The sequence below is a fragment of the Pedobacter foliorum genome (assembly GCF_013266735.1).
Taxonomy (GTDB): Bacteria; Bacteroidota; Bacteroidia; order Sphingobacteriales; family Sphingobacteriaceae; genus Pedobacter; species Pedobacter foliorum.
In genome coordinates this window covers 257,041-283,169 of record NZ_JABSNU010000003.1, presented here as the reverse complement: position 1 = coordinate 283,169, position 26,129 = coordinate 257,041, and the positions used below count along the sequence as shown (strand labels likewise).

23 protein-coding genes are annotated in these 26,129 nt (G+C 36.2%); 11 read left to right on the top strand and 12 right to left on the bottom strand.

Features of this window, described 5'->3' with window-relative positions:
* Positions 1 to 364 precede the first annotated feature (364 nt).
* Positions 365 to 2,980 carry a cyanophycin synthetase gene (gene cphA, locus HQN83_RS08000; RefSeq protein WP_173089818.1) on the top strand — a complete coding sequence of 872 codons (2,616 nt, stop codon included), beginning with the start codon at positions 365 to 367 and terminating at the stop codon, positions 2,978 to 2,980.
* A 165-nt stretch (positions 2,981 to 3,145) separates the two neighbouring features.
* Here cphA and HQN83_RS07995 read toward each other — a convergent pair whose 3' ends face one another.
* The 5 genes from HQN83_RS07995 to fumC are packed head-to-tail and all read right to left on the bottom strand — an operon-like array spanning position 3,146 to position 6,895.
* A complete protein-coding gene (locus HQN83_RS07995) occupies positions 3,146 to 3,700 on the bottom strand; it encodes a DUF1543 domain-containing protein (protein WP_173089817.1) in 555 nt (184 codons plus the stop codon).
* 6 nt (positions 3,701 to 3,706) lie between these two features.
* Positions 3,707 to 4,150 (bottom strand): low molecular weight protein-tyrosine-phosphatase, encoded by a 444-nt coding sequence (locus HQN83_RS07990; RefSeq protein ID WP_173089816.1) that lies wholly within the window; start codon positions 4,148 to 4,150, stop codon positions 3,707 to 3,709.
* On the bottom strand, positions 4,150 to 4,950 hold the full coding sequence (locus tag HQN83_RS07985) for a S1/P1 nuclease (RefSeq protein ID WP_173089815.1): 801 nt from the start codon (positions 4,948 to 4,950) through the stop codon (positions 4,150 to 4,152). The genes HQN83_RS07990 and HQN83_RS07985 overlap by 1 nt, the downstream gene beginning before the upstream one ends.
* 31 nt (positions 4,951 to 4,981) lie before the next feature.
* The gene (locus HQN83_RS07980; RefSeq protein ID WP_246254380.1) at positions 4,982 to 5,494 is read right to left on the bottom strand and encodes a fumarate hydratase; all 513 of its coding nucleotides are present in this window, start codon (positions 5,492 to 5,494) and stop codon (positions 4,982 to 4,984) included.
* 3 nt (positions 5,495 to 5,497) lie between these two features.
* Entirely contained in the window at positions 5,498 to 6,895 is a 1,398-nt protein-coding gene (gene fumC / locus HQN83_RS07975; protein ID WP_173089814.1) for a class II fumarate hydratase, read from the bottom strand.
* 218 nt (positions 6,896 to 7,113) lie between these two features.
* Between fumC and HQN83_RS07970 the strand changes: the two genes are divergently transcribed.
* The 3 genes from HQN83_RS07970 to HQN83_RS07960 all read left to right on the top strand — a co-directional run bounded on the left by HQN83_RS07970 (position 7,114) and on the right by HQN83_RS07960 (position 10,809).
* Positions 7,114 to 8,730 carry a histidine kinase gene (locus HQN83_RS07970; RefSeq protein WP_173089813.1) on the top strand — a complete coding sequence of 539 codons (1,617 nt, stop codon included), beginning with the start codon at positions 7,114 to 7,116 and terminating at the stop codon, positions 8,728 to 8,730.
* A 4-nt stretch (positions 8,731 to 8,734) separates the two neighbouring features.
* A complete protein-coding gene (locus tag HQN83_RS07965) occupies positions 8,735 to 9,481 on the top strand; it encodes a LytR/AlgR family response regulator transcription factor (RefSeq protein ID WP_173089812.1) in 747 nt (248 codons plus the stop codon).
* Positions 9,482 to 9,579: 98 nt separating this feature from the next.
* On the top strand, positions 9,580 to 10,809 hold the full coding sequence (locus tag HQN83_RS07960; RefSeq protein WP_173089811.1) for a serine hydrolase domain-containing protein: 1,230 nt from the start codon (positions 9,580 to 9,582) through the stop codon (positions 10,807 to 10,809).
* A 3-nt stretch (positions 10,810 to 10,812) separates the two neighbouring features.
* Here HQN83_RS07960 and recG read toward each other — a convergent pair whose 3' ends face one another.
* The 6 genes from recG to meaB form a co-directional block, all read right to left on the bottom strand.
* Positions 10,813 to 12,918 carry an ATP-dependent DNA helicase RecG gene (recG, locus tag HQN83_RS07955; protein WP_173089810.1) on the bottom strand — a complete coding sequence of 702 codons (2,106 nt, stop codon included), beginning with the start codon at positions 12,916 to 12,918 and terminating at the stop codon, positions 10,813 to 10,815.
* Positions 12,919 to 12,922: 4 nt separating this feature from the next.
* A complete protein-coding gene (locus HQN83_RS07950) occupies positions 12,923 to 13,834 on the bottom strand; it encodes an EamA family transporter (RefSeq protein WP_173089809.1) in 912 nt (303 codons plus the stop codon).
* 3 nt (positions 13,835 to 13,837) lie between these two features.
* Complete coding sequence (locus tag HQN83_RS07945; protein ID WP_173089808.1) at positions 13,838 to 14,218, bottom strand: RidA family protein; 381 nt, start codon at positions 14,216 to 14,218, stop codon at positions 13,838 to 13,840.
* Positions 14,215 to 14,355: a DUF6728 family protein gene (locus tag HQN83_RS25430; protein ID WP_317172493.1), complete on the bottom strand. Its 141-nt coding sequence runs from the start codon at positions 14,353 to 14,355 to the stop codon at positions 14,215 to 14,217. The genes HQN83_RS07945 and HQN83_RS25430 overlap by 4 nt, the downstream gene beginning before the upstream one ends.
* A gap of 191 nt (positions 14,356 to 14,546) precedes the next feature.
* Positions 14,547 to 15,872, bottom strand: coding sequence for an OmpA family protein (locus HQN83_RS07940; RefSeq protein ID WP_173089807.1), 1,326 nt, complete (start codon positions 15,870 to 15,872; stop codon positions 14,547 to 14,549).
* A gap of 379 nt (positions 15,873 to 16,251) precedes the next feature.
* The gene (gene meaB / locus HQN83_RS07935) at positions 16,252 to 17,127 is read right to left on the bottom strand and encodes a methylmalonyl Co-A mutase-associated GTPase MeaB (RefSeq protein ID WP_246254378.1); all 876 of its coding nucleotides are present in this window, start codon (positions 17,125 to 17,127) and stop codon (positions 16,252 to 16,254) included.
* A 93-nt stretch (positions 17,128 to 17,220) separates the two neighbouring features.
* Here meaB and HQN83_RS07930 point away from each other — a divergent pair, with 93 nt between their 5' ends.
* The 3 genes from HQN83_RS07930 (at position 17,221) to HQN83_RS07920 (ending at position 19,593) form a co-directional block, all read left to right on the top strand.
* Entirely contained in the window at positions 17,221 to 17,880 is a 660-nt protein-coding gene (locus HQN83_RS07930) for a glycosyltransferase family 32 protein (RefSeq protein ID WP_173089805.1), read from the top strand.
* Positions 17,881 to 17,980: 100 nt separating this feature from the next.
* A complete protein-coding gene (locus tag HQN83_RS07925) occupies positions 17,981 to 18,790 on the top strand; it encodes a glycosyltransferase family 2 protein (RefSeq protein WP_173089804.1) in 810 nt (269 codons plus the stop codon).
* A gap of 2 nt (positions 18,791 to 18,792) precedes the next feature.
* Positions 18,793 to 19,593, top strand: coding sequence for a glycosyltransferase family 2 protein (locus HQN83_RS07920; protein WP_217277355.1), 801 nt, complete (start codon positions 18,793 to 18,795; stop codon positions 19,591 to 19,593).
* On the opposite strand, the gene HQN83_RS07915 is transcribed toward HQN83_RS07920, so the two are convergent.
* Complete coding sequence (locus HQN83_RS07915) at positions 19,574 to 20,677, bottom strand: glycosyltransferase family 2 protein (protein ID WP_173089803.1); 1,104 nt, start codon at positions 20,675 to 20,677, stop codon at positions 19,574 to 19,576. The genes HQN83_RS07920 and HQN83_RS07915 overlap by 20 nt on opposite strands.
* 279 nt (positions 20,678 to 20,956) lie before the next feature.
* On the opposite strand from HQN83_RS07915, the gene HQN83_RS07910 reads away from it, so the two are divergent.
* From HQN83_RS07910 to HQN83_RS07895, 4 genes are all read left to right on the top strand, one after another.
* Positions 20,957 to 22,783: an ABC transporter ATP-binding protein gene (locus tag HQN83_RS07910; RefSeq protein WP_173089802.1), complete on the top strand. Its 1,827-nt coding sequence runs from the start codon at positions 20,957 to 20,959 to the stop codon at positions 22,781 to 22,783.
* 24 nt (positions 22,784 to 22,807) lie between these two features.
* Positions 22,808 to 23,773, top strand: coding sequence for a glycosyltransferase (locus HQN83_RS07905; protein ID WP_173089801.1), 966 nt, complete (start codon positions 22,808 to 22,810; stop codon positions 23,771 to 23,773).
* Between the two features lie 49 nt (positions 23,774 to 23,822).
* The gene (locus tag HQN83_RS07900; RefSeq protein ID WP_173089800.1) at positions 23,823 to 24,995 is read left to right on the top strand and encodes a glycosyltransferase family 4 protein; all 1,173 of its coding nucleotides are present in this window, start codon (positions 23,823 to 23,825) and stop codon (positions 24,993 to 24,995) included.
* Between the two features lie 65 nt (positions 24,996 to 25,060).
* Positions 25,061 to 26,080 carry a glycosyltransferase family 2 protein gene (locus HQN83_RS07895; protein ID WP_173089799.1) on the top strand — a complete coding sequence of 340 codons (1,020 nt, stop codon included), beginning with the start codon at positions 25,061 to 25,063 and terminating at the stop codon, positions 26,078 to 26,080.
* Positions 26,081 to 26,129 lie beyond the last annotated feature (49 nt).

Below are 26,129 nucleotides of genomic sequence, written 5' to 3'. Positions count from 1 at the left end.
CGCGGAGTTAACTTTAAATAATAGCCCTTAAAACAGGTCATATTCTTGCTTTTCATCTGTTTAAAACACCAATTAACAATTTCATTATTTAAACTTTACCTCTAAATTATTTACACAAAATATATTCACAATTAATTGGATTAATAACAGCATAATTCTCGGAAAATATTTATACTTTAATCTCTCCATTTAAAGCATAGAGTAATCCGGGTAAAAGTTCGAAATACTTTTAAAAATATGCTATAAAAAAGCCAAGAGCATTTTCTTCAAAGAGAACAACAGTAAACAATAAACTTATTTAAGCTTAGCGTGTTATAGAACTAACGTTAGGCAACGTTAATCATAAAAGAACAAATTTATACCAATGAAAATATTAGGCATACAGGTGCTCCGTGGACCAAACATTTGGTCGATAAACAGAAAAAAATTGATCCAAATGAGACTGGATCTGGGAGAAATGGAGCAGAGGCCAACCAATCTTATCGAAGGATTTAGAGAACGTATTGAAAAATTGATCCCATCCTTGCAAACACATCGATGCTCTAAAGGCGAACCCGGTGGTTTTTTAGCAAGGATTGAGGAAGGCACCTGGATGGGTCATGTAATTGAACATATTGCATTAGAAATTCAAACTCTGGCAGGAATGGATACCGGATTCGGAAGAACTAGACAAACCAAAACAGAAGGCATTTACAATGTCGTTTTTAGCTACATTGAGGAGAAAGCTGGTATTTATGCCGCCGAAGCCTCTGTTCAAATTGCTGAAGCACTAATCAACGACCATGAGTATGATCTGGAGACAGATATACAGCGTATGCGTGAGCTTAGAGAAATGGAAAGATTGGGGCCAAGCACAGGTTCTATCGTAGATGAAGCAATTTCAAGAGATATCCCTTGGATAAGGCTAAACAAGAGTTCTCTTGTACAGTTAGGTTATGGCAAAAATCAGGTACGCTTTCGCGCAACCATGACAGAGAGAACGAATAGCATAGCCGTTGATATTGCCGGCAACAAGGACGAAACCAAAAGGCTATTGCAGGACTCAGCTATTCCAGTTGCCAAAGGAGTAACCATATCTGACATTGAAGACCTGCCGGATGCAATAAGAAAGGTAGGTTTTCCATTGGTATTTAAACCTTTAGACGGAAATCATGGTAGAGGGGCTACCATTAATGTAAAAACGGAGGAAGCAGCCAAAGAAGCTTTTGAATATGCTAAAAACTACTCCAGAAGAATAATCATTGAACGTTTTATTACAGGATATGATTTTAGAATTCTGGTAATAGATCATAAAATGGTTGCAGCGGCTTTGCGTGTGCCTGCACATGTTACAGGCAATGGGCAAAGCACTGTTCAGGAATTAATAAATAAGGAAAACGAAGACCCAAGAAGAGGCTATGGCCACGAAAACGTTTTAACCGAAATAACGGTAGACAGGGATACTTTGGATTTGCTTGCAAAAAAGGATTACACACTAGATTCTATCCCTCCGCAGGGCGAAACCGTTTATTTAAAATCAACTGCCAACTTAAGTACAGGAGGTACATCAATTGATGTTACAGATCTGGTTCATCCACAAAACATATTTATAAGTGAGCGTATTTCCAGAATAATTGGCTTAGACATATGTGGGATAGATATCATGGCAGAAAACTTAACACAGCCACTTCCAGAAAATGGAGGTGTTGTTTTGGAAGTGAATGCTGCTCCTGGTTTCAGAATGCACCTTGCGCCAAGCGAAGGCCTGCCTAGAAACGTTGCTGCTCCTGTTATTGACATGTTATACCCTCCGGGTAAAGATGCGCGGATTCCGATCATTGCCGTTACCGGTACCAATGGAAAAACGACTACAACCAGACTAATTGCTCATATTGTTAAAAGCAATGGAACAAGGGTTGGTTTTACAACTTCTGATGGTATTTATGTCCAAAACACTAAGCTAATGAAGGGGGATACAACAGGCCCGATTAGTGCAGAGTTTATTTTAAGAGATCCTACTGTAGAGTTTGCGGTATTGGAAACTGCACGTGGTGGTATTTTAAGAGCCGGATTAGGATTTAACAAGTGCGATATCGGGGTTGTAACCAATATTCAGGAGGACCATTTGGGAATATCAGACATCCATACTTTGGATGATCTTTGCAGGGTAAAAGCCGTAGTAATTGGTGCAGTAAAAAGAAATGGTTGGAGTGTGCTTAACGCAGATAATAAATACTGTATAAAAATTGCCAACAATGCAGATAGCAACATTGCCTTTTTTAGCATGGATGAGAAAAATCCGGTTATTACAGAGCACTGCAAAAAAGGTGGCATTGCGGCTATTTATGAGAACGGTTACATCACCATTAAAAAAGGCGATTGGAAAATAAGAGTAGAAAAGGTTACACACATTCCTTTAACCTTTGGTGGCAGTGTCGATTTTATGATCCAGAATGTACTTGCTGCTACGCTTGCTACTTTCTTATGGGGATATAAAATTGAAGACATCAGAATGTCATTAGAAACCTTTATACCTTCGGCAGCTCAAACTCCGGGCAGGATGAACACTTTTAAATTTAAAGAGTTCAAAATTCTTGTTGATTTTGCTCATAATCCCGATGGTTTTAACGGCATAAAAGCCTATTTACAAACTATTGAAGCTACAGAACATGTAGGTGTAATATCTGGCACAGGCGACAGAAGAGATGAGGATATAAAAGAAACAGCCAGAATTGCAGCGCAGATGTTTGATAGAGTTATCATCTGTCAGGAGAAATACCTGAGGGGTCGTGATCAACAGGAGATAATTGATTTATTGATAGCGGGTATTCGCGAGGTAAAACCAGAGATGGAAATTACGATTAATAATAACGGAAATGACTGTTTGAAATACATTATCGCAACTGCGAAATCTGGGTCCTACATCACCATTTTAAGTGACACAATTGACAATGCAATTGGTAAGGTTTCAGAATACTTAGATAAGGAATTTGGGGTATAGCCCAAGAATAACAGGCTAAAATGATGGCATGTATCATTAGCCCGTCGTCATCCTGAATTTATTTCAGGACCTCGTTTAAGCAGGTTTTGAATAGCTTCTACAAGGTCCTGAAATAAATTCAGGATGACGTTCTTACCTTTTTGTACGCCCTATTTTTTAATTTCCTTATAGTTTACTAAGTATCAAATACCCTAAATGCATTTCATCTTTTGGGAGACCTGCAGCTGGACTGATATGTAGCATATAATGTTCTTTCATACTAGCAGGAAGTATGTCCTCAATTTCAAACACATCATCCACATCTACGCCATATTTATCATCAATGTGTGATGTTGCACCTTCAAAACCGGCATGCTTGTAGAATGCTGTTTCTTTTGCTTGTTTAATAGCAATGGCCTTTTCATTAGCAACAGCTAACATTTTATAATGTAGCTCATCAAACTCACCCTCCTTATATCCACCCAGGTTTAAAAAGAAAAGTTTATCAGCTGTTACTTGTTCATTTCGGTTTACCACCTTAACCTGATACCCATCAACTTCTGTTACCTCGCGCCAGGCATCGATATGTATTTTACCATTTGCCTCTGGCCAAAAAGCCATGATCTCTTCTTTGATATCCTTTAATGAATTACCTACTGTAAAGAAAACATCATGCTGCTCAGTAAACCTGCCTCGAGGTGTGCAGCCCAATAGCAACATAAATAGTTTCGGCGATTCCATTATAAGTTACGATTCTTTAAGTTCTTCAATCAGTTGTTTACAACGTGCTTCTATTTCTAAAAACACCGGTTCAAAAAGGGCGCTATCGAAATATGGATCTGTTACTTCATTTTCGTCAAGTAAAAATAGTTTAACTTTTTTACGCTGTTCTTCGCCTGTTGCCAGTCGTTGAACATCTCTTAAATTATTGCTATCCATTACAAGAATGCTATCAAATTCGTCAAACATTTGTTTATTGAAATGTCTGGCTCTTTGCTTAGAAATATCGTATCCAAAGTTTTTGGCAACCGCTATGCTCCTTTTATCAGCAGGTTGATTTACATGCCAATCACCAGTTCCTGCCGAAGCAACTTCCCAACCTAATTCTTGTTCATTTACCAAATGCCTCATAATACCCTCAGCCAATGGCGAGCGACAAATATTACCAAGGCAAACCATTAAAATCTTCATTATTTATAAATATCGTTAAGAATGTTTGCCAAACAAACACCTCCTTTTAACAGTTGTTCATTTAAAAGGTTTACAAAATCGAAGTTGTATTTATAACTTAGCTTATCCTCTGGCTTTGTGTTCTCGTAAATTCTATTACAAGCCTGGTAAGATCCATAAACAAAATCTTTAAGGGAACTGCTTTTCCATACGGCCAATTGCTCATTATTAGGATAGTTAATAGCATTTGCATACTCAGTATAACTTAGCTGCTGGTATTCTATTAATGACTCATCCCACACCCTATGCAAATTAGATTTCTCAGCAAACCAGGTAACAAAAACTTTATTACCACCTAAATCTTCTTTGCGAGCCGTGTGCATTGGTTGATTTAAATCGCCAACAAGGTGTACCAGCAAACGCATAGCAAGTTTTTTTTGATCTGGTGTACTTTGCTTGTTTTTCAAAACAGAGATCATTTGTGGAACCTTGTTGTAGACATTGGCCGCAGTGTCTTTGTCTAAAAAGTCAAACACCCCTTGTTTATCCAATCCTCCGGGTAAGTTTACAAAATGCCAATTGTACAAGTAATTGTAAGACGGGTCTGATTTAATGAAATCACCCCAATTACTTGCCATTGCTAGGCTTTCATTACCCAAAACTTCTTTAATCCCCTTTTTTGCTCTTTTAGTAAGATGACTTTCAGCTATCTGCCCTACTATTCTATGGCCAAGCATTCCCCAAGCACCTGCACTTAATGGCATATAGGCTATTATTGAGAAAACTATAATACCTTTAAAAATCTTACCTACTCTTTTCATCTTTATCTACTTTTTAATTGCTCAGCATTTATTATAAGCTCTGCGGAGTACAAATTATCTTCTCCTGAAGCTTCAAATCAACTTCTCTTTGATTATCTGTTCCTTGAAGTACCAACCTACTTGTATCTGCCGTCTTAATTTTAAAGGTTTTAATATATTGTCCTATTTGATAGCATCCTGAAATCTTCTGTTTGTAATTGGATTTGGTGAAAGTACCAGTTAAGAAAATACTATCAGATTTAACCTGATAAGTCCCCTTAGCATATTCCTGCCATACTCCATTATTAAAGCAAGAATCAGCATAGTAATTCACTTTCGAATGGGTAACAAAGTCAACATAAAATGAATCACAGGTGAATTTGAATTTATGCTGTGTATAATTCAGTAATTTATCTGCATTTGGCACACTATCCTGATTCCAAATTCCCTGTAAAATTGGTGATCCCTCTCCTTGTACATTAGGCAGCCTCCTACAGGAGAATACAACGCACAGGATAAACAACACCGGAAACAATAATCTCCACATATATGGGTATTTATTCATTTCCTATTTTAAGCTACCTACCATGTCTTCCGGACGAACCCACTCATCAAATTGCTCTCCTGTAAGCAAGCCTAATTCTATTGAAGCTTCACGTAGGGTTTTGTTTTCTTTATGCGCTTTCTTAGCTATTTTAGCAGCATTTTCATATCCAACATGAGGATTTAAAGCCGTAACCAGCATCAAAGAATTTTGTAAATGTTTCTTGATTTCAGGCAGGTTAGGTAAAATACCTTCAGCACATTTATCATTGAATGAAACACAAGCATCACCAATTAATCTTCCTGATTGCAAAACATTAGCAGCGATAACCGGCTTGAAAACATTCAATTCAAAATGGCCGTTACTACCACCAATACCAACGGTAACATCATTACCCATTACCTGAGCACAAACCATAGTCATAGCTTCTGGCTGAGTAGGATTAACTTTACCCGGCATAATAGATGAACCTGGTTCATTATCAGGAATAATGATCTCACCTATTCCGCAACGAGGACCAGAGCTTAACATCCTTACATCATTTGCTATCTTCATTAAAGAAACAGCTGTACGCTTGTAAGCTCCCGAAAGTTCAACCATTGCATCATGAGCCGCAAGCGCCTCGAATTTATTAGGGGCAGTTACAAAAGGAAGTCCGGTTAGTTCTGCAATTTTCTTAGCAACCAAAACATCATATCCTTTAGGGGTATTTAATCCGGTCCCAACAGCTGTACCACCTAAAGCAAGCTCGCTTATCATTACCAAAGCATTTTTTACAGCCCTGATGCTATTATCTATTTGTTGTACGTATCCGGAAAATTCCTGACCCAATGTTAAAGGAGTAGCATCCATAAAATGGGTACGTCCTGTTTTAACGATGTCATTAAATTCAATTGCTTTTTTATGTAATGTGTTGCGCAATTTTTCTAATCCAGGGATGGTAATTTCTACTGCTTGTTTGTAAGCAGCAATATGCATAGCTGTAGGATAGGTATCGTTTGATGATTGAGATTTGTTGACATCATCATTAGGATGTAACACTTTTTTATCATCAGCCAATGCGCCACCGTTTAAAACATGAGCACGGTTTGCAATTACCTCATTGGCATTCATGTTACTTTGAGTACCAGAACCTGTTTGCCAGATTACTAATGGAAACTGATCATCTAAGCTACCTGCAACTACTTCATCACAAGCTTTTGCAATTAACTCAGCTTTTTCTTTTGTCAAAACACCAAGCTCAGTATTCGCTAAAGCTGCCGCTTTTTTCAAATAACCAAATGCACGTATAACCTCCTTTGGCATTGAAGCCTCCGGTCCAATTTTAAAGTTATTGCGCGAACGTTCTGTTTGTGCACCCCAATATTTATCAGCAGGCACTTGTACCTCGCCCATGGTATCGTGTTCTATTCTGAAACTCATAGTATTGAAAAATTATTTTGTTCAAATTTAACCTTTTTGCCCCTTAAAGGAAATTTATTTAGAAACGTTACACAAACATTAACATTAGAAAGTGATTATTAGTAAAACGAATACTGCGCAAAACAATACCTCTACTATTTCAAACACTGCCTTTACTGTTTTATGCTTTTAGTTTTGCTATTATTGTTACAGGTTTGATGAGAATTAAACTTAACGCTATGAAAAAAATCATCTTCCTATTTCTCAGCTTCTTTATTTCGGTTTTTATAGTAAATGCGCAAAAAGGCATCAACTTTTCTCGAACCTCCATGGCGGGAGGGAAACTACTCATGTGTGTAGACAGTTCAGCGAAAAATGTCTTTTATGCACAGATGTTCCCCAATCAGCCCCGCACATCCTTTAATTATTTACCTGAAGTCAACGATGTTAGTATCCAGATTTATTTTAGAAAGAATATTAATACACAGCACTTTCGGTACACAATTTTAGCCGATAATAAGCCAATAGTGGTCAATAAGTCGATCGACAGAACGCAACTAAAAGATGTGGACAGGGGGGACGAAGAAGTATTCAGGTCTACAACACTTGGCGTTTTTCCTATAAAAGGAAAAACCATTACAACATTAATCTACAGCATAGAAAAACCTCTCGATATTGACAAAGCTGTTTTTTACGGGAAGCCTATTCCAAGAGCAAGGATTAAAGCTCTTTCAAAGCGCTTCGCGACTGACAAAGGCGTTGACTATAGCTATATAACCGACCCTAAAGAAAAAACAAACCTTTTTTTTGCCGAAAAAGACAACGAACTAACCATTGTAAAAGACAGATCCGATATTGATTATGTCTACTACACCTCAATTAAAGATAAGCAAACAAATAAAATAATCTTCGAATCAACTGCCTGGAATTATGGCGGCTACGTTGATGAATCGCATGAGTTGTCACCTTATGTAAAAATCGATAAAAATGTTTTCAAAAAATCTGGGGATTATGAAATCATAATTCAGCCATTAATTAAATGGAATGGATGCCATGATTGTGATATTTCACCAAAAGAAATAGAAAAATACATAACCAGATATACGCTTGTTATATCTTTAGATAAGGAAAACTATACCAAAAAGGAACTTTTAATCTATACGCTTATCGTCGCATTTTCAATTGGATCGGCCTTTCTTGTGATCCTTTACTTCAACAAAAAAAGAAACAAAAAAAAACTGGCAGAAAAAGAGCAGCAAAAAAACATTGCAAAGCTCCAACTGAACTCCATTCGTTCTCAATTAAACCCTCATTTTCTATTTAATGCCCTCTCTGGCATTCAAAATTTAATGAACAAGAACGAAATAGACAATGCCAATAAATACCTTTCTAAATTTGCGCGGTTAACTCGTAACGTACTTGATGACAAAGAACTGATTAGTTTATCACAAGAAAAGACTTTACTAGACGATTACCTACAAATGGAGCAATTGCGGTTCGGCTTTAAGTACGAAATTATTCACTCTGAAGACTTAGATCTAGCTAACATAGAAATACCAAGTATGCTGTTGCAACCTTTTGTAGAAAATGCAGTGAAGCACGGCATATCGCAAAAAGCTACTGATGGAAAAATTATGATCACATTTATTAAGCAAGCAAATGATTTGGTGTTAACTGTTACCGATAATGGAAATGGATTTGACACAGAAAAAAAACACAATGGTTTGGGTTTGCTATTAAGTGACAGTAGACTAGCACTCTTAAATAGTATTTATAAAGAAAATCGCTTTACTTTAGATCTACAATCATCCACTAATGGCACTAAAATAAGCTTAGCATTAACCGATTGGCTGTAATATAATGAGGGCAATTTTAATAGATGACGAAAATTCTAACTTAGAAAACCTACGGACTTTGTTAGGAAAGCATTGTCCGCAGGTAACTATAATGGCAACAGCACAAAATGTTAGTGATGCGGTTGATGCCATTGGAAAATATTTACCTCATTTAGTGTTTCTGGATATTCAAATGGGCAAGCAAACAGGCTTTGATGTACTAAAACTGCTCCCAATGCGTAATTTCGAAGTTATTTTTGTTACCGCTTACGACCAATATGGCATACAAGCAGTAAAATTTGCTGCCTTAGATTATCTTTTGAAACCCATTGATATTGAAGAATTGATAATTGCTGTAAGCAAAGCCGAACATAAATTGGCGACACAAATACAAACTTCGCAGCTCGATTTTTTACTGCAACAACTAAAAAAGCCAGAAACGAATGTTAACAAAATTGCCCTACAGATGCAAAGCGAAATAAGGTATGTTACTTTATCAGAAATCATACGCTGCGAAGCAGATAATACCTATACCTATTTCTTTTTGGCGAATACTGAAAAAATATTGGTTTCTAAATCGCTCAAAGAATATGCAGATTTACTACGCCCCAAAGGATTTTTAAGAACTCACCAAAGCCATTTAGTAAATCCAAAATATGTAAAAAGCTGGTTAAAAGAAGACGGTGGTATTCTACTCTTAACCTCTGGAGAAAAAATACCCGTCTCTAAACCCAACAAAGAAACAGTTAAACAAGCATTGCAACAGCTCTAGACCAATTTACTTTTACTCAAAGCAATGTTTAAAACTCTTTTACGTTAAAAGCATTAATATTCCTTATTTTTCGGGCTTTTAAACTGTACACACAATTCATGAGTTATCGTAATATTTTAGCAGTGGCTTCAGTGGCCGCCTTTTTATTTATTGCCTGTTCAAATTCCAGAAAAAGCACAACATTACAAGAGCCGAGTAAAGAACGGACTGCTTCCGACGATAAAGCTGACAGTGTCCTTTTATCATACGATCCTGCCAAAGGTGATAAGTGGATCGCTGATTTTGTACAGAATCTTCATAAGAAATATGGTTTTAATGGAAATATGCTGGTTGCTAAGGACGGCAAGATTCTTTACGAAAAGGCAATTGGATGGGCAGATTACCTACACCGCGACAGCTTAAAGATAAACTCTGAGTTTGAACTTGCATCGGTAACTAAAACTTTTACCGGAACTGCCATCATGCAATTAGTAGAGCAGGGTAAACTCTCATTAGATGATGATGTAAAAAAGTTTTACCCTAACTTTCCGTACGACGGAATTAAAGTAAAACTGCTTCTTTCACACCGCAGTGGCATGATGAACTATGTATATTTCATCGATGATATATGGCGCAAAGAAAAGCGCGATATGAAAAAAGGAGTATCTAATCAAGAGGTTATGCAAGTAATCGCTGACAAAAAACCAAACCCATACGCCAAACCGGATACTCGCTTTCATTACAACAACTCGAACTACATGGTGCTTGCCGCAATCATAGAGAAAGTTACAGGTAAGACTTACGCCGACTATATGATGGAAAACATCTTTAAACCGGCCGGTTTAAAGCATACTCATGTTTATTCAACTACAGTTTACCCAAAAATACCTGTCGATGTTGTTGGACATGACCGTACATGGAGATACTCCGTAGCACAAAACTTCCTTGATGGCCCTGTTGGTGATAAAGGTATTTATAGTACGCTGCATGACTTGGTTCTGTTTGACAAGGCTTTAAAAAATGGAAGATTACTAAAACAAGCTAGCCTTGATTCTGCTTATGTTGGTCGTAACAAAGCAATCAATGGTCACTTTAATTACGGTTATGGGTGGCGCTTATTTGATGGAGAAAATGGTCGTAAAGTAGTTTATCATACAGGATGGTGGCATGGATTCAGACACATTTATGTGCGTGATGTTCAGAAAAACATTGTTATTATATTCTTAGGCAACCTTACAAACGGAAGTTTGTTACATCTGGATGAGCTATACAAATACCTTAAAACACCTATTATACGTAAAGGTGCTTATTCAGGTTCAGGATCACTACCAGGAAGCGACGAGGATTAATCTTTAAGATATTTTATCAAATGCTATACCTCTGCTCCTTTTAGAGAGGTAAGTTTTTAACAGGCTATTTTGAGGATTCTCCAGGTGAGGATCCTCAGAAAGTGTCTCAATAACAGTATTCCGAGCTTCTTGTAATATCAACTGATCTTTTGCAAGATCTGCAAGCTTAAGTTCCAACACACCACTTTGCTGCGTTCCTGAAATATCACCAGGTCCTCTAAGCTGTAAGTCTATTTCTGAAATCTCAAATCCGTTATTGGTTTTTACCATAGTATCTAAACGGAGTCTGCCATCTGCACTTAACTTATTCCCCGACATTAGAATACAAAACGATTGCTCGGCACCCCTACCCACTCTTCCACGTAACTGATGTAGTTGAGATAATCCAAAGCGCTCTGCATTTTCAATAACCATTACGGAAGCATTTGGCACATTTACACCAACCTCAATTACAGTTGTTGCAACCATTATCTGTGTTTTATGATCAATGAAGCGTTGCATTTCATATTGCTTATCAGCATTGCTCATTTTTCCATGCACTATACTAATCTGATAATCGGGCATTGGAAACTGATAGCTTAGCTGCTCGATTCCTGCTTCGAGATGTAAAAGATCTAATTTCTCACTCTCCTTTATCAAAGGGTAAACAATATAAACCTGACGACCTTTCTTTATCTCTTCTTTCATGAAGCCAAACATCCTCAGCCGTTGGCCTTCATATAAGTGCTTTGTTTCAATTGGTTTTCTTCCTACTGGTAATTCGTCTATTACAGATACATCAAGGTCTCCATACAACGTCATAGCCAGTGTACGAGGAATTGGTGTTGCCGTCATCACCAATATGTGCGGTGGTATAGAATTTTTTCTCCAAAGCTTAGCTCTTTGCTCAACTCCAAAACGATGCTGCTCATCAATTACAACAAGAGCTAAATTCTTAAATACTACCTTATCTTCTATTAATGCATGCGTACCAACCAGAATATCAATTTCACCTGCCTCTAACTCTTTATGAAGCTGTGTTCTTTGCTTTTTTGTACTGCTTCCGGTAAGGATAGCAACTTTCACTAAGCGATCCTTTAACAGATCAACAATGGACTGATAATGTTGACGCGCCAATATCTCTGTAGGGGCCATCATACATGCCTGATAACCATTGTCGCTTGCAAGCAGCATACTCATCAAAGCAACAACTGTTTTACCACTACCTACGTCACCTTGCACCAATCGGTTCATTTGAATTCCTCGTTGGGTATCCAGCCTAACCTCTTTTATCACTCGTTTCTGTGCATTTGTTAATTCAAACGGCAGAATTTCTTTATAAAAGGTGTTTACTCTTTCTCCGACGATATCAAATGAATGCCCTTTAAATCTCATCTCCCTCAACTGCTTATTATGTAGCAATTGAAGCTGAATAAAAAACAGCTCTTCAAATTTCAACCTTCTCTCGGCAGACTTTAGCGACTTAATATCCTTAGGAAAATGTATGTTTAGCAAAGCTTCTTTTCTGCCAACCATTTGGTACTTGTCCAGAATATATGGGGGAACTGTTTCTGTGATTTCCTTTAGATTCTGCTCGATTAATAAGGTCTGCAATTTTTGAATCCCCTTACTATCTAAGAAAAACTTCTTTAACTTTTCAGTTGAATGATATACGGGTTGCAAAGTTAAATTACCAGTGATGGTTGCAGGTCTTGGATAGGTCTCTAATTCTGGGTGTGAAATACTAAAAGAACCATTAAATACAGTTGGCTTACCAAATACAATGTAAACCTTTCCCTTGGAGACATTTTCATCAACCCATTTCAAGCTTTGAAACCAAACCAGCTCTATTGATCCGGTCTCGTCAGTAAGTCTTGCTACGAGGCGCTTTTTGTGTTTCTCGCCTATTTGTTCCTTACCCGTAATTCTACCCAATATTTGCACATAGGGTAGTTCAGGATCTAACTCACTTATCTTATAAAATCGGGTTCTGTCAATATATCTGAAAGGATAAAAATTCAGAAGATTTTCATAGGTGAAAATACCTAACTCTTTTTGAAAAAGTTCAGCACGTTTAGGCCCTACGCCTTTAAGAAATTCTATAGTCGTATCTAAGGTAGAAACAAACAAAGCTTTAAATATTTTTTCTATTAAATGTAAAGATATCTTTTATTATGCCCCAATTAAATACAATAACTGAAACTAATAATAGCAAATAGGCTGATAGCTTATGAGAATCAATATGCTCATCAAAATAAAAGATAGCGACAGCAAACGCAATAAGCGGGTTTATATAAATAATAATCCCAAGTGTAGATGAAGGGATTCCTATTAATGCATACAAACTCAGGAATAATGGGATGATAGTAAACACTACAGCTACCACAGTTATATTCCCCCAGAACCATAAATCAGATGGAAAAGACTCGTGCTTGCTAATGTAAAATGGCAGCATCAAAAGTACCGCGAATCCAATTTGAGTGGCCAATACATTTAGCTTATCCAAGTTTTGCATTTTACGTTGAAGAATCAAGTAGAAAGCATATAATGTTGCAATAACTACAGACCATGCTACTTCTACAAAAGATCCACTGGCCAGCAGAATAATGCTAAATAAAGCGATACCTAAAGATATAAGCTTTAACCTTGACAACTCTTCTTTTAAAAGGACAAAACCACCAAATGCTGTAATTAATGGGCAAACCATATAAGCGAATGCAGCAGACTGTAAGCTAACATTATTTACCGCATAGATGTAGGTATACCAATTTGATGTTAAAAGCATAGTTGACCCTACAACCTGTAGCGCAATTTTTCTCTTCTCCTTTCCTGTTATTGAAGATAGATAGGCTATGTCCTTTTTTAGGTACTTTCGTCTGAAAAGAAAAATAGCTATCCAAATAAAAACTAATGAAGTAAAAATCCGATAGTATAAAATCTCCTCGGAAGGAAATTCTTTAAGATTTCTTAATGGAATCGAAAAGAATCCCCAGATTGCAAAAGATAAAATGCCAGCAAAAAAATACTTAAGATTAGACTTTGGCAAAACTTAACCTTTGTATGCGGTCATAGATATCTCTACGTTCACGCCTTTTGGTAAGCCTTTCACAGCTACTGTTTCACGTGCAGGATAGTTCTTATGAAAGAATGAGCCATATATTTCATTTACTTCAGCAAATAAAGACATATCAGACAAGAAAATAGTTGTCTTAACTACATCTTCAAAACCATAAGAAGCTTCTAATAGAACAGCCTTAATATTTCTCATTACCTGATGGGTTTCTTCCGCAATTGAAGATTGCATCACCTCTCCTGATTCAGGATTTATTGCAACCTGACCAGATAAAAATAAAAAGCCATTAGCTATTACTGCCTGACTGTAAGGACCTATTGGAGCCGGAGCATTCGTTGTGTTTATTATTTTATTCATTTCAGTAAAATCAAGTCAATTAGTTTCCATAAAATACCTGCAACAAAAATCGTAATAGCTATTGCATTGATAATGTGCATTATCTTAATATTAGTGTTAGTGGGCCTATTAGGGTCTTTTTTTCTAAACAAGTACATACGACTACAAACTTAGAGAAAATAGTTTTAAATACAATTTATTAGCATTTTGACAGCCTCAATTATACGACCAGAATTGTTATCTATCTGATAAAATTTATGATTGAGTTATTCCAATTGCATAGACCATATAAATAAAAAAAGAGGGCTCCAATCTGGAACCCTCTTTTTAGTATTGTTGTTAGAAATTATTAGTTTCTAGCTGTTTCAACACGACGATTTTGGATACGACCTTCTTCAGTATCGTTAGAAGCAATTGGATTAGCTTCGCCAAAACCTTTAGTTACAACTTGACTAGCGTTAACACCAGAGTTAACTAAGTAAGTTTTAACAGAGTTAGCTCTGTCTTTAGATAATTTCAAATTGTATGCAGCAGTACCTTCGCTTGAAGCGTAACCGTTTACAGCTACTTTACCACCGTTTTCACGCAATACTGAAGATAATTTATCTAAAGTAGGGTAAGCTTCAGTTTTTAAAACTGATGAGTTAAATTCAAATTGGATAGTTTCAAAACCAGTTACATTGCTAACAGGAGTTTCAGTTACTTTAGGTAGAGGACATCCTGAACCATCAACAGCAGTACCTGCAGGAGTTCCTGGGCATTTGTCAAATTGATCAGAAACACCGTCACCGTCAGAATCTTTTTTCAAACCTTCAACAGCTTGCTCAACATTTGCAACACGAGCTTTTAAAGCTTCAACTTCTTGACGTAATGAAGGATCTTTCAATTCATCATACATTAAAGCAAGTGGGTTAACCCAATCCAAGTTCGGTTTAGATTTAGATCCTAAAGAGAATTCTAAACCAGCATATCCATAAGAGAATTTATCTTTGTTAGAAGCACCATTTTTGTAAGTAGCATCAAAGTTATCTCCGTCGATGAAGTGCATAGTATAACCTAAGTTAAATGATACACGCTCAGAAACTTTGAACTTAACACCAGCACCAACTGGAATATAAGCTTCTTTAACATAAGTTTTAGAATCATGTCTGTTATTTGCATCACCTATAGCATTGTCTTTCCAGTCAACACCGTCAACTTTAGGAGCATAAGCGATTAAACCGTAACCAGCAGTAACGAAGAAGTTAACTGAGTTCTCACGACGTAAAAAATCAACAGTTGCAACGTTAACAACACCTCTGATGTCAGCTGAATAACCGATTTCAGTTTCGAATTCTTTAGGAGTAGTTGAAGCATTTTGGTTAGATCCAGATACTTTTCCACGGAAAATGTTACCTTCAATACCAAATGCATGACCTAATTGTTTTCTCAATGAAATACCGTAACCTAAGTTTACGTCCATTTTATTGAAATCATTAGTACCACCGATAGCAACAAATGGAGATAAAACACCACCGTTGATTCCGAAGGACCAAGATCTGTACTGTCCTCTTCCACCAAATACCTTGGCTGAAGAAGAAGAACCAGTAGCTTCCTGAGCGTTAGCAAGAGAGGTTACTCCCATTAACGCAACAAAAGAAACTGCTAGACTCTTTTTTAAAGTAGAATAATTCATAATTTTCTTTTTTAAGGTTAAACAAATTTTAATTGTATGTTTTTTTTGTGTAGCAAAATTAAACAAATTTTTAATTTCTCAAAACACTTGTACAAACTCTGTTCCAAATTTATTAAATACCGACAATTATGCAAACATAATGCGAATACTATTTATATTTTATATTAAAAAAATGTCAAATGAAATGAATCTACCCTGCCAAGCACTCAATTAAGCCCAAAAACAATGCTTACAGGCATGTACAACAGATTTTCAACAACAAACATATGTATGAACAAGCAAACAAAAGAGTCCTCTAAAATCAAAACAATCGCAGCTTCTTGGTGTTTGTCCTAATCACGTACACATCAAAGTCCTGTTTTTAAGACAAATTTGTGTCCTAAACCCATTGGTCTGTAAACTTATAAATGTTAAAATCCGGTCTTTTTAGGGCTTCAGCCATTTCTGAGTGAAGTTTAACTTTATCAACATTCCTCATTCGATGGTGTTGTATAATTTTAAATGCCTTTTCAGCTAGTAAAGACACCTTTCTGGTATTATCAGATTTAATGGGCTCCATTAGCCAATCACACAGTTCATTTATACCTTCATTTTTATCCGCTACGGTTTTAAAGACTGGTATTTGCTGATGAGACACCAGTTTTTTTAAATTATTAGTAAATGTATCAGCCCCTTCCCGATCCGCTTTATTAACAACAAACCCTTGAGCTATCTCCATAATTCCAGATTTTATATTCTGAATCTCATCACCTGACTCCGGAACAAGTACTACAACCGTTTTATCTGCAAGCCCAGCTATTTCAATTTCAGATTGTCCTACACCTACCGTTTCGACAAAAATCATATCAAAGTTGGCCGACCTCATTACGTCAATCATCTCTATCGTTTTTGCGGAAATCCCCCCCAAAGTGCCCCTTGTTGCTACAGATCGTATGTACACATTCGGGTTATTAAACTGCTGAGACATCCGTATACGGTCGCCAAGCAATGAACCAAAATTAAATGGAGATGTCGGATCGACTGCCAAAATGGCTATTTTCTTATTCAGCTTAACAAATTGGTCAGTTATGGCATTAACCAACGTACTTTTCCCTGCACCAGGAGGCCCTGTAATTCCAATTACCGGAACTGCTGATTTAACATTAAGCATACGCAAAATATCTGCAGAAGGCGCAATATCATTTTCAACCAATGTTAAAGCTCTTGCTAAGGCAATAAAGCTGCCTTCCTCGATTCCTTTTAAAAGAGCATTCATTGTTTTCATCAATAAAACTATCTTTGTTCTACAAAGGAATAGAATTTATTCATTACTTAACCAGTTATTCCTAACATCTTTTTTTACGCCAAAATGTCGATACCAAAAATTATACACCAAACATTCAAATCAAAGAATTTACCATTAATTACGCGATGGCATATCTCCAAATTTCTAAAGAGAAATCCGGACTATATTTATGAGTTTTATGACGATGAAAGGATTGACAAGTTCATCTCCGAAGAGTTTGATGAAGAAACATATAGGCTATATAAAAGATTGAATATTGGTGCTGCCAAAGCAGACTTTTTCAGATATGCCATTTTATTAAAAAAAGGGGGAGTATATCTGGATATTGATTGTAATGTTAAAAAGAATTTTAGTCATTTTATCAACCCTGATGATGTGGCGATACTATCTCCTGAAAAGAATCCTATTTGCTATGTACAATGGGCATTATTTTATGAAGCCGGCCACCCCTTCCTTCAAAGAACCATGGAGCTGATGCTGGAGAATATTAGAAGAAATGAATACCCACATGATGTACATAAGATGACAGGGCCCACTGTATACACCGCCGCGATTAATGATTGTTTATCAAAAAACCCGGACATACCACACAGAGCATTTGGCATAGAATATGCACCATACCTAAAAGATAAGTACAAACTAGCAAAGTTTTTCTTATATGAAAAGAAGTCGAATCACTGGAAAAAACTACAGGTCACTTCAACTGTATTGAAACCCGAATAAATTCAAACAAGATAACACTCATATGGAAGTGACAAATTTTACTGAATTATAAATTAGTCTGCACAAGTTGTAAATTTGAGCCTTCATCCCAATCTACCTAATGCAAAAAAAAATAACAGCTGCTTTATTAATCTCTACTTACAACTGGCCTGAGGCATTGGATTTAGTTCTATCCAATGTTCTACTCCAGTCAAAAATGCCGGATGAAATACTTATTGCAGATGATGGGTCTACCGATGAGACCAGAACAATTATTGAAAAGTACAAAAAACTATTCAAAGTTCCAATAGTCCATTTTTGGCAGGAAGATAATGGATTTAGGAAAACGCTTATATTAAATAAAGCTATTGCTGGTGCAAAGAGCGACTACATTATTGAAATAGATGGCGACATCATCATTCATAGAAAGTTTATTGAAGATCATTTAAATTTCGCTAGGGCTGGTTCCTTCGTAAGGGCAAGTCGTGGTTATATAAATGAAGAGTACTCGGCCAAGTTGATCAACAAGGACACTTCTAAAATTAATATCTTCAGTAAAAATATAGCCAATTTTTTCAGTGTTATACGTATCCCTTTTCTATGGCCTCTTTTCCAAAAAAAATACAAAATCAAAGGCGCCGAACTATATGAAATTCATGGGTGCAATATGGCCTTTTGGCGTTCGGATGCGATAAAAGTAAATGGCTACAATGAGAGTTTTATTGGGTGGGGTCCAGAGGACAAAGAATTCATTGCTCGTTTACTAAATATAGGAATAAAAAAACGTTTTCTGAAATTGGGAGCCGTTGCATTCCATATATATCACAAAGAAAATTCCAGAGCTCAGTTAGCGGAAAACGAGGCTTTATTTAAGGAAACTATAGCCCTTAAAAAGGTTTATTGTGAATCTGGCATAAACAAATACCTATAGTCATGAACAACAAAATCTCCGCAACTCTTGTTATATCCACATATAATTGGCCAAAGGCACTTGAACTTGTCTTCAAGAGCGTTTTGAATTTAAGAGTCCTCCCTGATGAAATCATTATTGCAGATGATGGCTCAGATGAAAGAACCAAATCAATAATTGAAGCATTCAAAAAACAGATACAAATTCCTGTAAAACACTTTTGGCAGGAAGATATTGGCTTTAGGAAAACCATTATCATGAATAGAGCTATCTCTTCTGCATCTGGCAATTACATCATACAAATAGATGGCGATATTATTTTGCATCCCAAATTTATTGCCGATCACATTGAAGAGGCTCAGCATGGTTACTACATAAAAGGAAGCCGATCAATGCTTTCTCCTAACCTGACCAATACAATTATAAACACCAAAAATATACACATCAGTTCCCTAACTCCAGGAGTCGGCAGTAAAATAAATGCAAGCTACTTACCCATCCTTTCGGGCTTATTTAAAGGCAACCACTTTCGGTCAAACAACCTTAGAGGTTGTAATTTTTCATTTTGGAAAAACGACTTTATTACAGTAAACGGTTACAACAATGAATTAGAGGGTTGGGGTCATGAGGACATTGAGCTTGCCGCCAGGTTAACAAATCTTGGGATAAGACAAAGACAATTAAAATTGAAAGCAGTTTGCTTCCACCTTCATCACAAAATAAACTCCAGACATAATGAAGATATAAACTTCAAAAAATATCTAAATACTGTAAAAAAGAAAACAGTCCGTTGTAAGAATGGAATTATAGAAGAGTCAGTGTAACCATTGTTACTAAAAGCGTCATCTTTATTATCTTCCATTTATTTAATCTAAACCAGCTAGGTTTTTCCTTAACAAACCCCATTTCAATACGCTCTCCAAAACCTGACAGGTTACCCTTTAATAAACTTTCAAAAAGGTAACCTGCTTCATAACAGTTCTTGATCCAAAAAAGATTCAACGCAACAGAAAACGAAACCTCCTTTGATTTATAAAGCATCTTAATCACATTCGTTAAAACCTCTGCAAAAAGAATTAGGAACATCAATAGAAACAACTCATTAACCGAAGAAAGAATCACAACTAGAGGCGAAAAAATCAATAAAAGAAAAAGACACTCTGAGGTATTCAGGAAATCATGATAAGTATAAGGCTTAATTGTGCTGAGGATGGCAATATCTGCTGCACCACGCCCATATCTAAAGATTCTCTCCGTTTGGACAGCCCCATTATTCCACCACGGATGTTCTACAACTGCGTCTGGTACGGGAATATACTTTTCCTTGTGTAATAAGCTATTCCGAAGTAGAAACTCGATGTCCTCTCCCCCTTTACTTAGCTTTTCGTTAAATAAAGTTAGATCCATTTTTTCCCTATTTAACATAACATTCGCTGTAGGCACCCAGACCAAAGGTTTGTTCTCTAGAGCGGCCTTAAAATGCCCAGTTGTCCCACTGATATCCATAGCTAGAGTAGCCGAATTAAATGGCTTAGGGAAATTGGTTACCCCCGCAAAACCAATTGAATCCTGATTCTTTTGAATCGCTTCAACATATGCAGTCAATAGCCTTTTAGAAGGAATAATATCGTCATCCAGTAATAAGACCCATTTACCACTACCTAAACGAATACCATTATTACGGGTTTTAGAAAACCCCAAATTCACTTCATTTCTAATCAGATTAATTTTATTGTCTGTAGCTAATTTTAAAATCTGATCCGGTATAACTAATGATGGATTATCTGCAACAATGTAAAAATTTACTAAAAACCCATTGGGCCTTTCAACATTATAAATATTTAAAAGTATATTTTCATCTAACCTAAAAGAAGGTATAACTATGTCAATTGAACTGCTTTGATACATGAAATACAAATATACACCGTTTTATACTACGTCGCCATTTTAACAAACTTGAACATGGCAAACTACCCGGCTTCTGCTGATAATAACAAAACCAAAATTAACGATAATTATAGCAAAAAAATAATTTCAACGGTTATTGTCAAAAGAAGAGTCGCAGAAATATAGGTAGGTTAAATGAATCCTAACTCAAAAAAACTAAATAGTGTGTACCTTTGCTTTTTAATTACTTGTTTTACACAACAAAATTAGCATAACAGATAAACTACTAAATATATCTCGATGAAAATCTATTTCAGATTACTTTCCTTTGCAAAACCGATAGAAAAATTTGCTATACCCTATGTTATCACCACAGTTCTTTCTGTTATATTTAGTGTACTGAACCTTACTTTACTAGCGCCATTATTTGAAACTTTAATCTCTAAAACGCCCACTAAAAGTGCCGGACTGGCCGACAATGCAGCTTCAGCATTTAATATTACTGCTCAGTTCAAAGAGTTTGTAAACTCATCAATAATCACAAACGGACAAGAGAAAACCTTAACTTATATCTGTATCATTATTGTCATCTCTGTTTTACTTTCTAATATATTCAGATATTTCTCTCAACGAACAATGGAAGATTTAAGGGTTCACACCTTACTTAATCTACGGAAAACAGTGTTTGAAAATGTAATGAACTTACATGTTGGCTATTTCAATAACGAACGTAAAGGAGACATTATATCAAAAGTTTCTGCCGATGTACAAGTTGTACAATTTACAGTTACAAATACACTACAAGTAGTATTTAAAGAGCCTCTTACACTCATTTTCTACGTTTTGGTGCTCTTATCAATTTCCGTAAAGCTAACACTATTCTCCTTACTAGTCATTCCAATTTCGGCTTTTGTAATAAGCAAAATTGTAAAAAGAATAAAACATCAAGCTAAGGAAGCTCACGAGTCATTTGCAAAAATGATTGGGTTTTTGGATGAAGCTCTGGGCGGGATAAAGATTATCAAAGCATTTAACGCTTCTGAGAGAGTAAAGGACAAGTTCCACAATGAGAATGTTTTTTACTCAAATATTAATCGGAAGATGGTAAGACGCCAGCAACTTGGATCTCCCCTCTCTGAATTCTTAAGCATTGTAATGGTCTCATTCATAGTTTGGTATGGGGGGCGTTTAATTATTAGTAATCAACCAGGAGCATTATCAACAAGTCAATTTATCGCATATATAGCTATATTTTCGCAAGTAATGCGCCCGGCTAAAGCCCTTACTGATTCCTTTAGCGGAATACATACCGGAATAGCTGCCGGAGAACGTGTTCTCGATTTAATTGACACCAAGCCAGAACAGGTTAACAAGCCAAATGCAAAAGAAATATCTTCTTTCAATAATTCCCTGGTTTTTGAAAATGTCTCATTTTCATATGAATCAAAAGAGGTACTAAGGAACATTAATCTTACTATTGAAAAGGGTAAAACTGTAGCATTAGTTGGACCTTCGGGAGGGGGAAAAAGTACCCTTATGGATTTGATACTCAGATTCCATGACCCTAAATCAGGGCATATTAAAATTGATGGACTCGACTATGCAGACTTAACTGTAGAGAGCATTCGTTCTCAACTGGGTATGGTTAATCAGGAATCTATTTTATTTAATGATACCATATTTAACAATATAGCCTTTGCCAAACCAAACGCAACCGAAGAGGAGGTAATTGCCGCTGCAAAAATTGCTAACGCACATGAGTTCATCCTACAGACTGAAAATGGTTATCAGACTTATACCGGCGATAGAGGAAACAAATTGTCAGGCGGTCAAAAACAGCGCTTATGTATTGCAAGAGCCGTTTTAGCAAACCCACCGATTATGCTTCTTGACGAGGCAACCTCAGCCCTAGATACAGAATCAGAAAAACTTGTTCAGGATGCTCTAAACAAATTGATGGAAAATCGTACTTCAGTTGTAATTGCTCACAGATTAAGTACAATACATGGTGCTGATCTTATCATTGTTATTGACAAGGGAGAGATTATTGAAACCGGAACACATCAGGAGTTGGTTAACTATAATGGCCTCTACAAAAAGTTAATTGAATTACAAACATTTAGCTAATTCAAAAAGAAGGAATAAAATTCAATGAAAAAAGGCATTACCGTTATTATTTGTACTTATAATGGAGCACCTAGGCTTTCAGAAACACTAAATCATCTTGCCGCTCAGGTTGTTCCAAAAAACTTAAACTGGGAGATTCTCCTTGTAGACAATGCATCAACAGACGGCACATCCGTCCTCGCAACAGAGATATGGGAAAAACATAATGTTAAAAATGTTCCCTTAAACATTGCCTACGAAAGTACCCCTGGCAAATTATTTGCTTTTCAAAAAGGAATAACCTTAGCTAACTATGAGTATTTTATAATCTGTGATGACGATAATTGGCTAAGCCAGGATTATGTGAATATTGCATTTAACATTCTGGATAAAAACCCTAGAATTGGAGCCGCTGGCGGTCAGGCTATTGCTGTAGCAGAAGATGGCGCTAACTTCCCTGAATGGTTCGAGGCAGCTAAAGAAGGATATGCTGTAGGAGAGCAAGCCAAAAACACGGGTAGTATCACTTATAGAGCGAGCCTATGGGGAGCAGGGTTAGCATCAAGAACACAACTCTACTTGGACACCTACAAGACATTCCCTTCACTTTTAATAGATAAAAATAATCAAAGAATATTAACGGCAGAAGATACCGAATACTGCTTAAGGATCGTTCTTAAAGGGTATCAATTATATTATGATTCTAATTTATCTTTGAAACACTATATCACATCAGGAAGGCTGACATTGAATTATAAAAATAGTTTATATGACAATTTTAGTAATGCCAATTCAATTATGGACGATTACTATTTGGCATTAAAATTTGGCCCTAATGGTACATTGAGCCTATTTAATAGAGTAAGGTTAACTTTAATCACTCCAATTAGATATATTTTCTCTTCATCCACAAAAAAAACAAGACAAAGAAAGATTCTGAGTTATTTACTACCATCTATTATTTCTCCGGATTCAATTACCTCGAAAATAAAAAAACTCATGTCGGGATAACTGAATCTTTACATCTAATCCTATAAAACAAGAGTCCAAAAAATTCATTATGCTTAAAAAGATTAAAAGATTCGCAGAAAATATTACTGCTTTATCCAAATATTCTAACATAAAAACACAACTTTCAAAGAAAAGAAATATTTACTTTTTCTTTCCCTCCTGGTCTTTTGGAGGTGCAGAACGTGTCCATGTAGATATTATGAATCTTTTTAATGACCCTAAACCACTTTGTTTTATTACAGACAGGTCCATAACTAACGGATTCCAAAAAGAATTTCAGGCAGCCGCCGATGTCATTGAGCTGGGCAGGTGGGCTGAGAAAAAAGAGCTTAAACAACACCTGTTCAAAAAGTTAGCTGAAGCAATAAACGCACAGGAAAGTCCGGTAGTTTCTGGTTGGTGTAGTAGGTTTATGTATGATCTGATTCCTCTTTTGGAGCCTCATGTTCAGGTAATAGATATCATGCATAATTTTACAGATGATGACAAAGGGATAGAATGGTACAGCATCCCTCATGTGCCTAGAATAAACAAAAGGATAGTGGTAGGAAAGGTACTGATTCAACAATTTAAAGAATTGTACCGACTAAATAATGTACCAGATAAGTATTTAGAAAAATTGACAGTCATCCAGAATAAAATCGCCTTTGACGATTTTTTTCCTGTAAAAGATTACGAAGGGGTATTACAGATTCTTTTCGTTGCCCGAAATAGCCCAGAGAAACGACCTAATGTGCTTATCAGGATTGCAGAAATCTGTCACCAGCTAAACCTGCCTATTGAATTTAAAATTATCGGCGATTTTAAAGCGGAAGAAACAGCCGTTCCGCCGAATTCACTGATTATTGGAGAGGTCCACGATAAAACTATCTTAAATAACTATTACAAAGAAGGACATTTATTACTGCTTACCTCGCATAGAGAAAGCTGGGGACTTGTTGTTTTTGAGGGGATGAACATGGGCGTTGTGCCAATATCAACGAATGTTGGCGAGCTTTCAAATTATATTTCTACCAAAAAAGAAAATGGAATTCTAGTTGAGAATCTCGATAACATAGAGGATCTTGCAATGTTATTTGTTAAGGAACTAGAAATCTTTGTCAAAAACAGATCGCTCTTAAAGAGTTTTAGTAACAATGCTTTTAATACTATAAAGCAACTCTCTGATGAATGTGATTTTGATGAGGCATACAGAAGGGAATTGTCCGTAGTGGCCAAATAATATCCTTTTTTATATAATTATCGCTCATAACCCTAATTCCGCGCATCAACATTATCCTGTTCAGCATGAATCCAAAAATAACAGTTTTTATGGCTGCTTACAACGCAGCAAATTATATAAGTGAGTCTATTCAAAGTATTTTAGACCAAACTTTTGAAAACTTTGAATTATTGATCGTGAATGATGGCTCTACAGATAAAACGGTTGATGTAATAAACAATTTTAAAGATCCCAGGATTAGGTTAATTCATAATGATAAAAACCGAGGCTTAACATATACGAGGAATGTAGTTGTAAATGAAGCTATGGGCGAATATATCGCTATATTGGATAGTGATGATGTTGCTATACATAATCGCTTAGAACTTCAATACAACTTCTTTCAGGAACATCCGGATTTTGCATTATGCGGCGGACATGGTGCTGTTATAGACGAAGTTGGTACTCCAGTAGTTGATAACCGATTTACTGTTCCTACAGACCCCGATAAAATAAAAATGACGCTGCTCTTTCAAAATACCTATATCAACTCAACAGTAATGTATAAAACAGCCGTATTAAGAGAATTAAACGGCTACAACGACTATGCCCCGGCTGAGGATTATGAACTATTTATACGAATTTCGGACAAATATCCTGTAGGTAACTTAGATTCCATTCTGGTAAAATACAGAATTCATGGCAGCAACACCTCCATAGTACAATCCGAACTCGGCAGGACAAAAGTTCGTTCAATTAAAGAGAAGCAGCTTAATAAGCTCCAAATAAAGGCTGACAAAAAATTAACCGATGCATTTCTCAGCATATTAGAATGGAATTACAGCGCATCCAATTTCACAGACTATATTTCCTTATTCACCAAATTAAAGGCAGCAAACAGGTCTTTAAATAAATATCCTGAAATACCCTTTGAAATGATGTTGTTTAACTATTGGTTTGAAATAATCTATGCCAAAAAAGCCAAAATGAATGCGCTTTCGCTATTACTAAATAAGAATATTTTTAAATGGTCTTATGTAAGTTTCCGTCAGCTTAGAAAGGCATTTAAGCTTTCAATCAAAGGACTAGGCCAATTATCTAACTAAAAGAGTATGATGCCTGGCCACAATATCCCCCATTTTACTAAAATATTAT

Coding starts and splice junctions, on each gene's coding strand:
- HQN83_RS07995 (WP_173089817.1), bottom strand. CDS start 3,700: ATGGAATCGCCGAAACTATTTATGTTGCTATTGGGCTGCACACCTCGA.
- HQN83_RS07990 (WP_173089816.1), bottom strand. CDS start 4,150: ATGAAGATTTTAATGGTTTGCCTTGGTAATATTTGTCGCTCGCCATTG.
- HQN83_RS07895 (WP_173089799.1), top strand. CDS start 25,061: ATGAATCCAAAAATAACAGTTTTTATGGCTGCTTACAACGCAGCAAAT.
- HQN83_RS07910 (WP_173089802.1), top strand. CDS start 20,957: ATGAAAATCTATTTCAGATTACTTTCCTTTGCAAAACCGATAGAAAAA.
- HQN83_RS07900 (WP_173089800.1), top strand. CDS start 23,823: ATGCTTAAAAAGATTAAAAGATTCGCAGAAAATATTACTGCTTTATCC.
- HQN83_RS07965 (WP_173089812.1), top strand. CDS start 8,735: ATGAGGGCAATTTTAATAGATGACGAAAATTCTAACTTAGAAAACCTA.
- HQN83_RS07985 (WP_173089815.1), bottom strand. CDS start 4,950: ATGAAAAGAGTAGGTAAGATTTTTAAAGGTATTATAGTTTTCTCAATA.
- meaB (WP_246254378.1), bottom strand. CDS start 17,127: ATGAATGCTCTTTTAAAAGGAATCGAGGAAGGCAGCTTTATTGCCTTA.
- HQN83_RS07940 (WP_173089807.1), bottom strand. CDS start 15,872: ATGAATTATTCTACTTTAAAAAAGAGTCTAGCAGTTTCTTTTGTTGCG.
- fumC (WP_173089814.1), bottom strand. CDS start 6,895: ATGAGTTTCAGAATAGAACACGATACCATGGGCGAGGTACAAGTGCCT.
- HQN83_RS25430 (WP_317172493.1), bottom strand. CDS start 14,355: ATGTACTTGTTTAGAAAAAAAGACCCTAATAGGCCCACTAACACTAAT.
- HQN83_RS07930 (WP_173089805.1), top strand. CDS start 17,221: ATGTCGATACCAAAAATTATACACCAAACATTCAAATCAAAGAATTTA.
- cphA (WP_173089818.1), top strand. CDS start 365: ATGAAAATATTAGGCATACAGGTGCTCCGTGGACCAAACATTTGGTCG.
- HQN83_RS07915 (WP_173089803.1), bottom strand. CDS start 20,677: ATGTATCAAAGCAGTTCAATTGACATAGTTATACCTTCTTTTAGGTTA.
- HQN83_RS07920 (WP_217277355.1), top strand. CDS start 18,793: ATGAACAACAAAATCTCCGCAACTCTTGTTATATCCACATATAATTGG.
- HQN83_RS07925 (WP_173089804.1), top strand. CDS start 17,981: ATGCAAAAAAAAATAACAGCTGCTTTATTAATCTCTACTTACAACTGG.
- HQN83_RS07980 (WP_246254380.1), bottom strand. CDS start 5,494: ATGAATAAATACCCATATATGTGGAGATTATTGTTTCCGGTGTTGTTT.
- HQN83_RS07945 (WP_173089808.1), bottom strand. CDS start 14,218: ATGAATAAAATAATAAACACAACGAATGCTCCGGCTCCAATAGGTCCT.
- HQN83_RS07960 (WP_173089811.1), top strand. CDS start 9,580: ATGAGTTATCGTAATATTTTAGCAGTGGCTTCAGTGGCCGCCTTTTTA.
- HQN83_RS07905 (WP_173089801.1), top strand. CDS start 22,808: ATGAAAAAAGGCATTACCGTTATTATTTGTACTTATAATGGAGCACCT.
- HQN83_RS07970 (WP_173089813.1), top strand. CDS start 7,114: ATGAAAAAAATCATCTTCCTATTTCTCAGCTTCTTTATTTCGGTTTTT.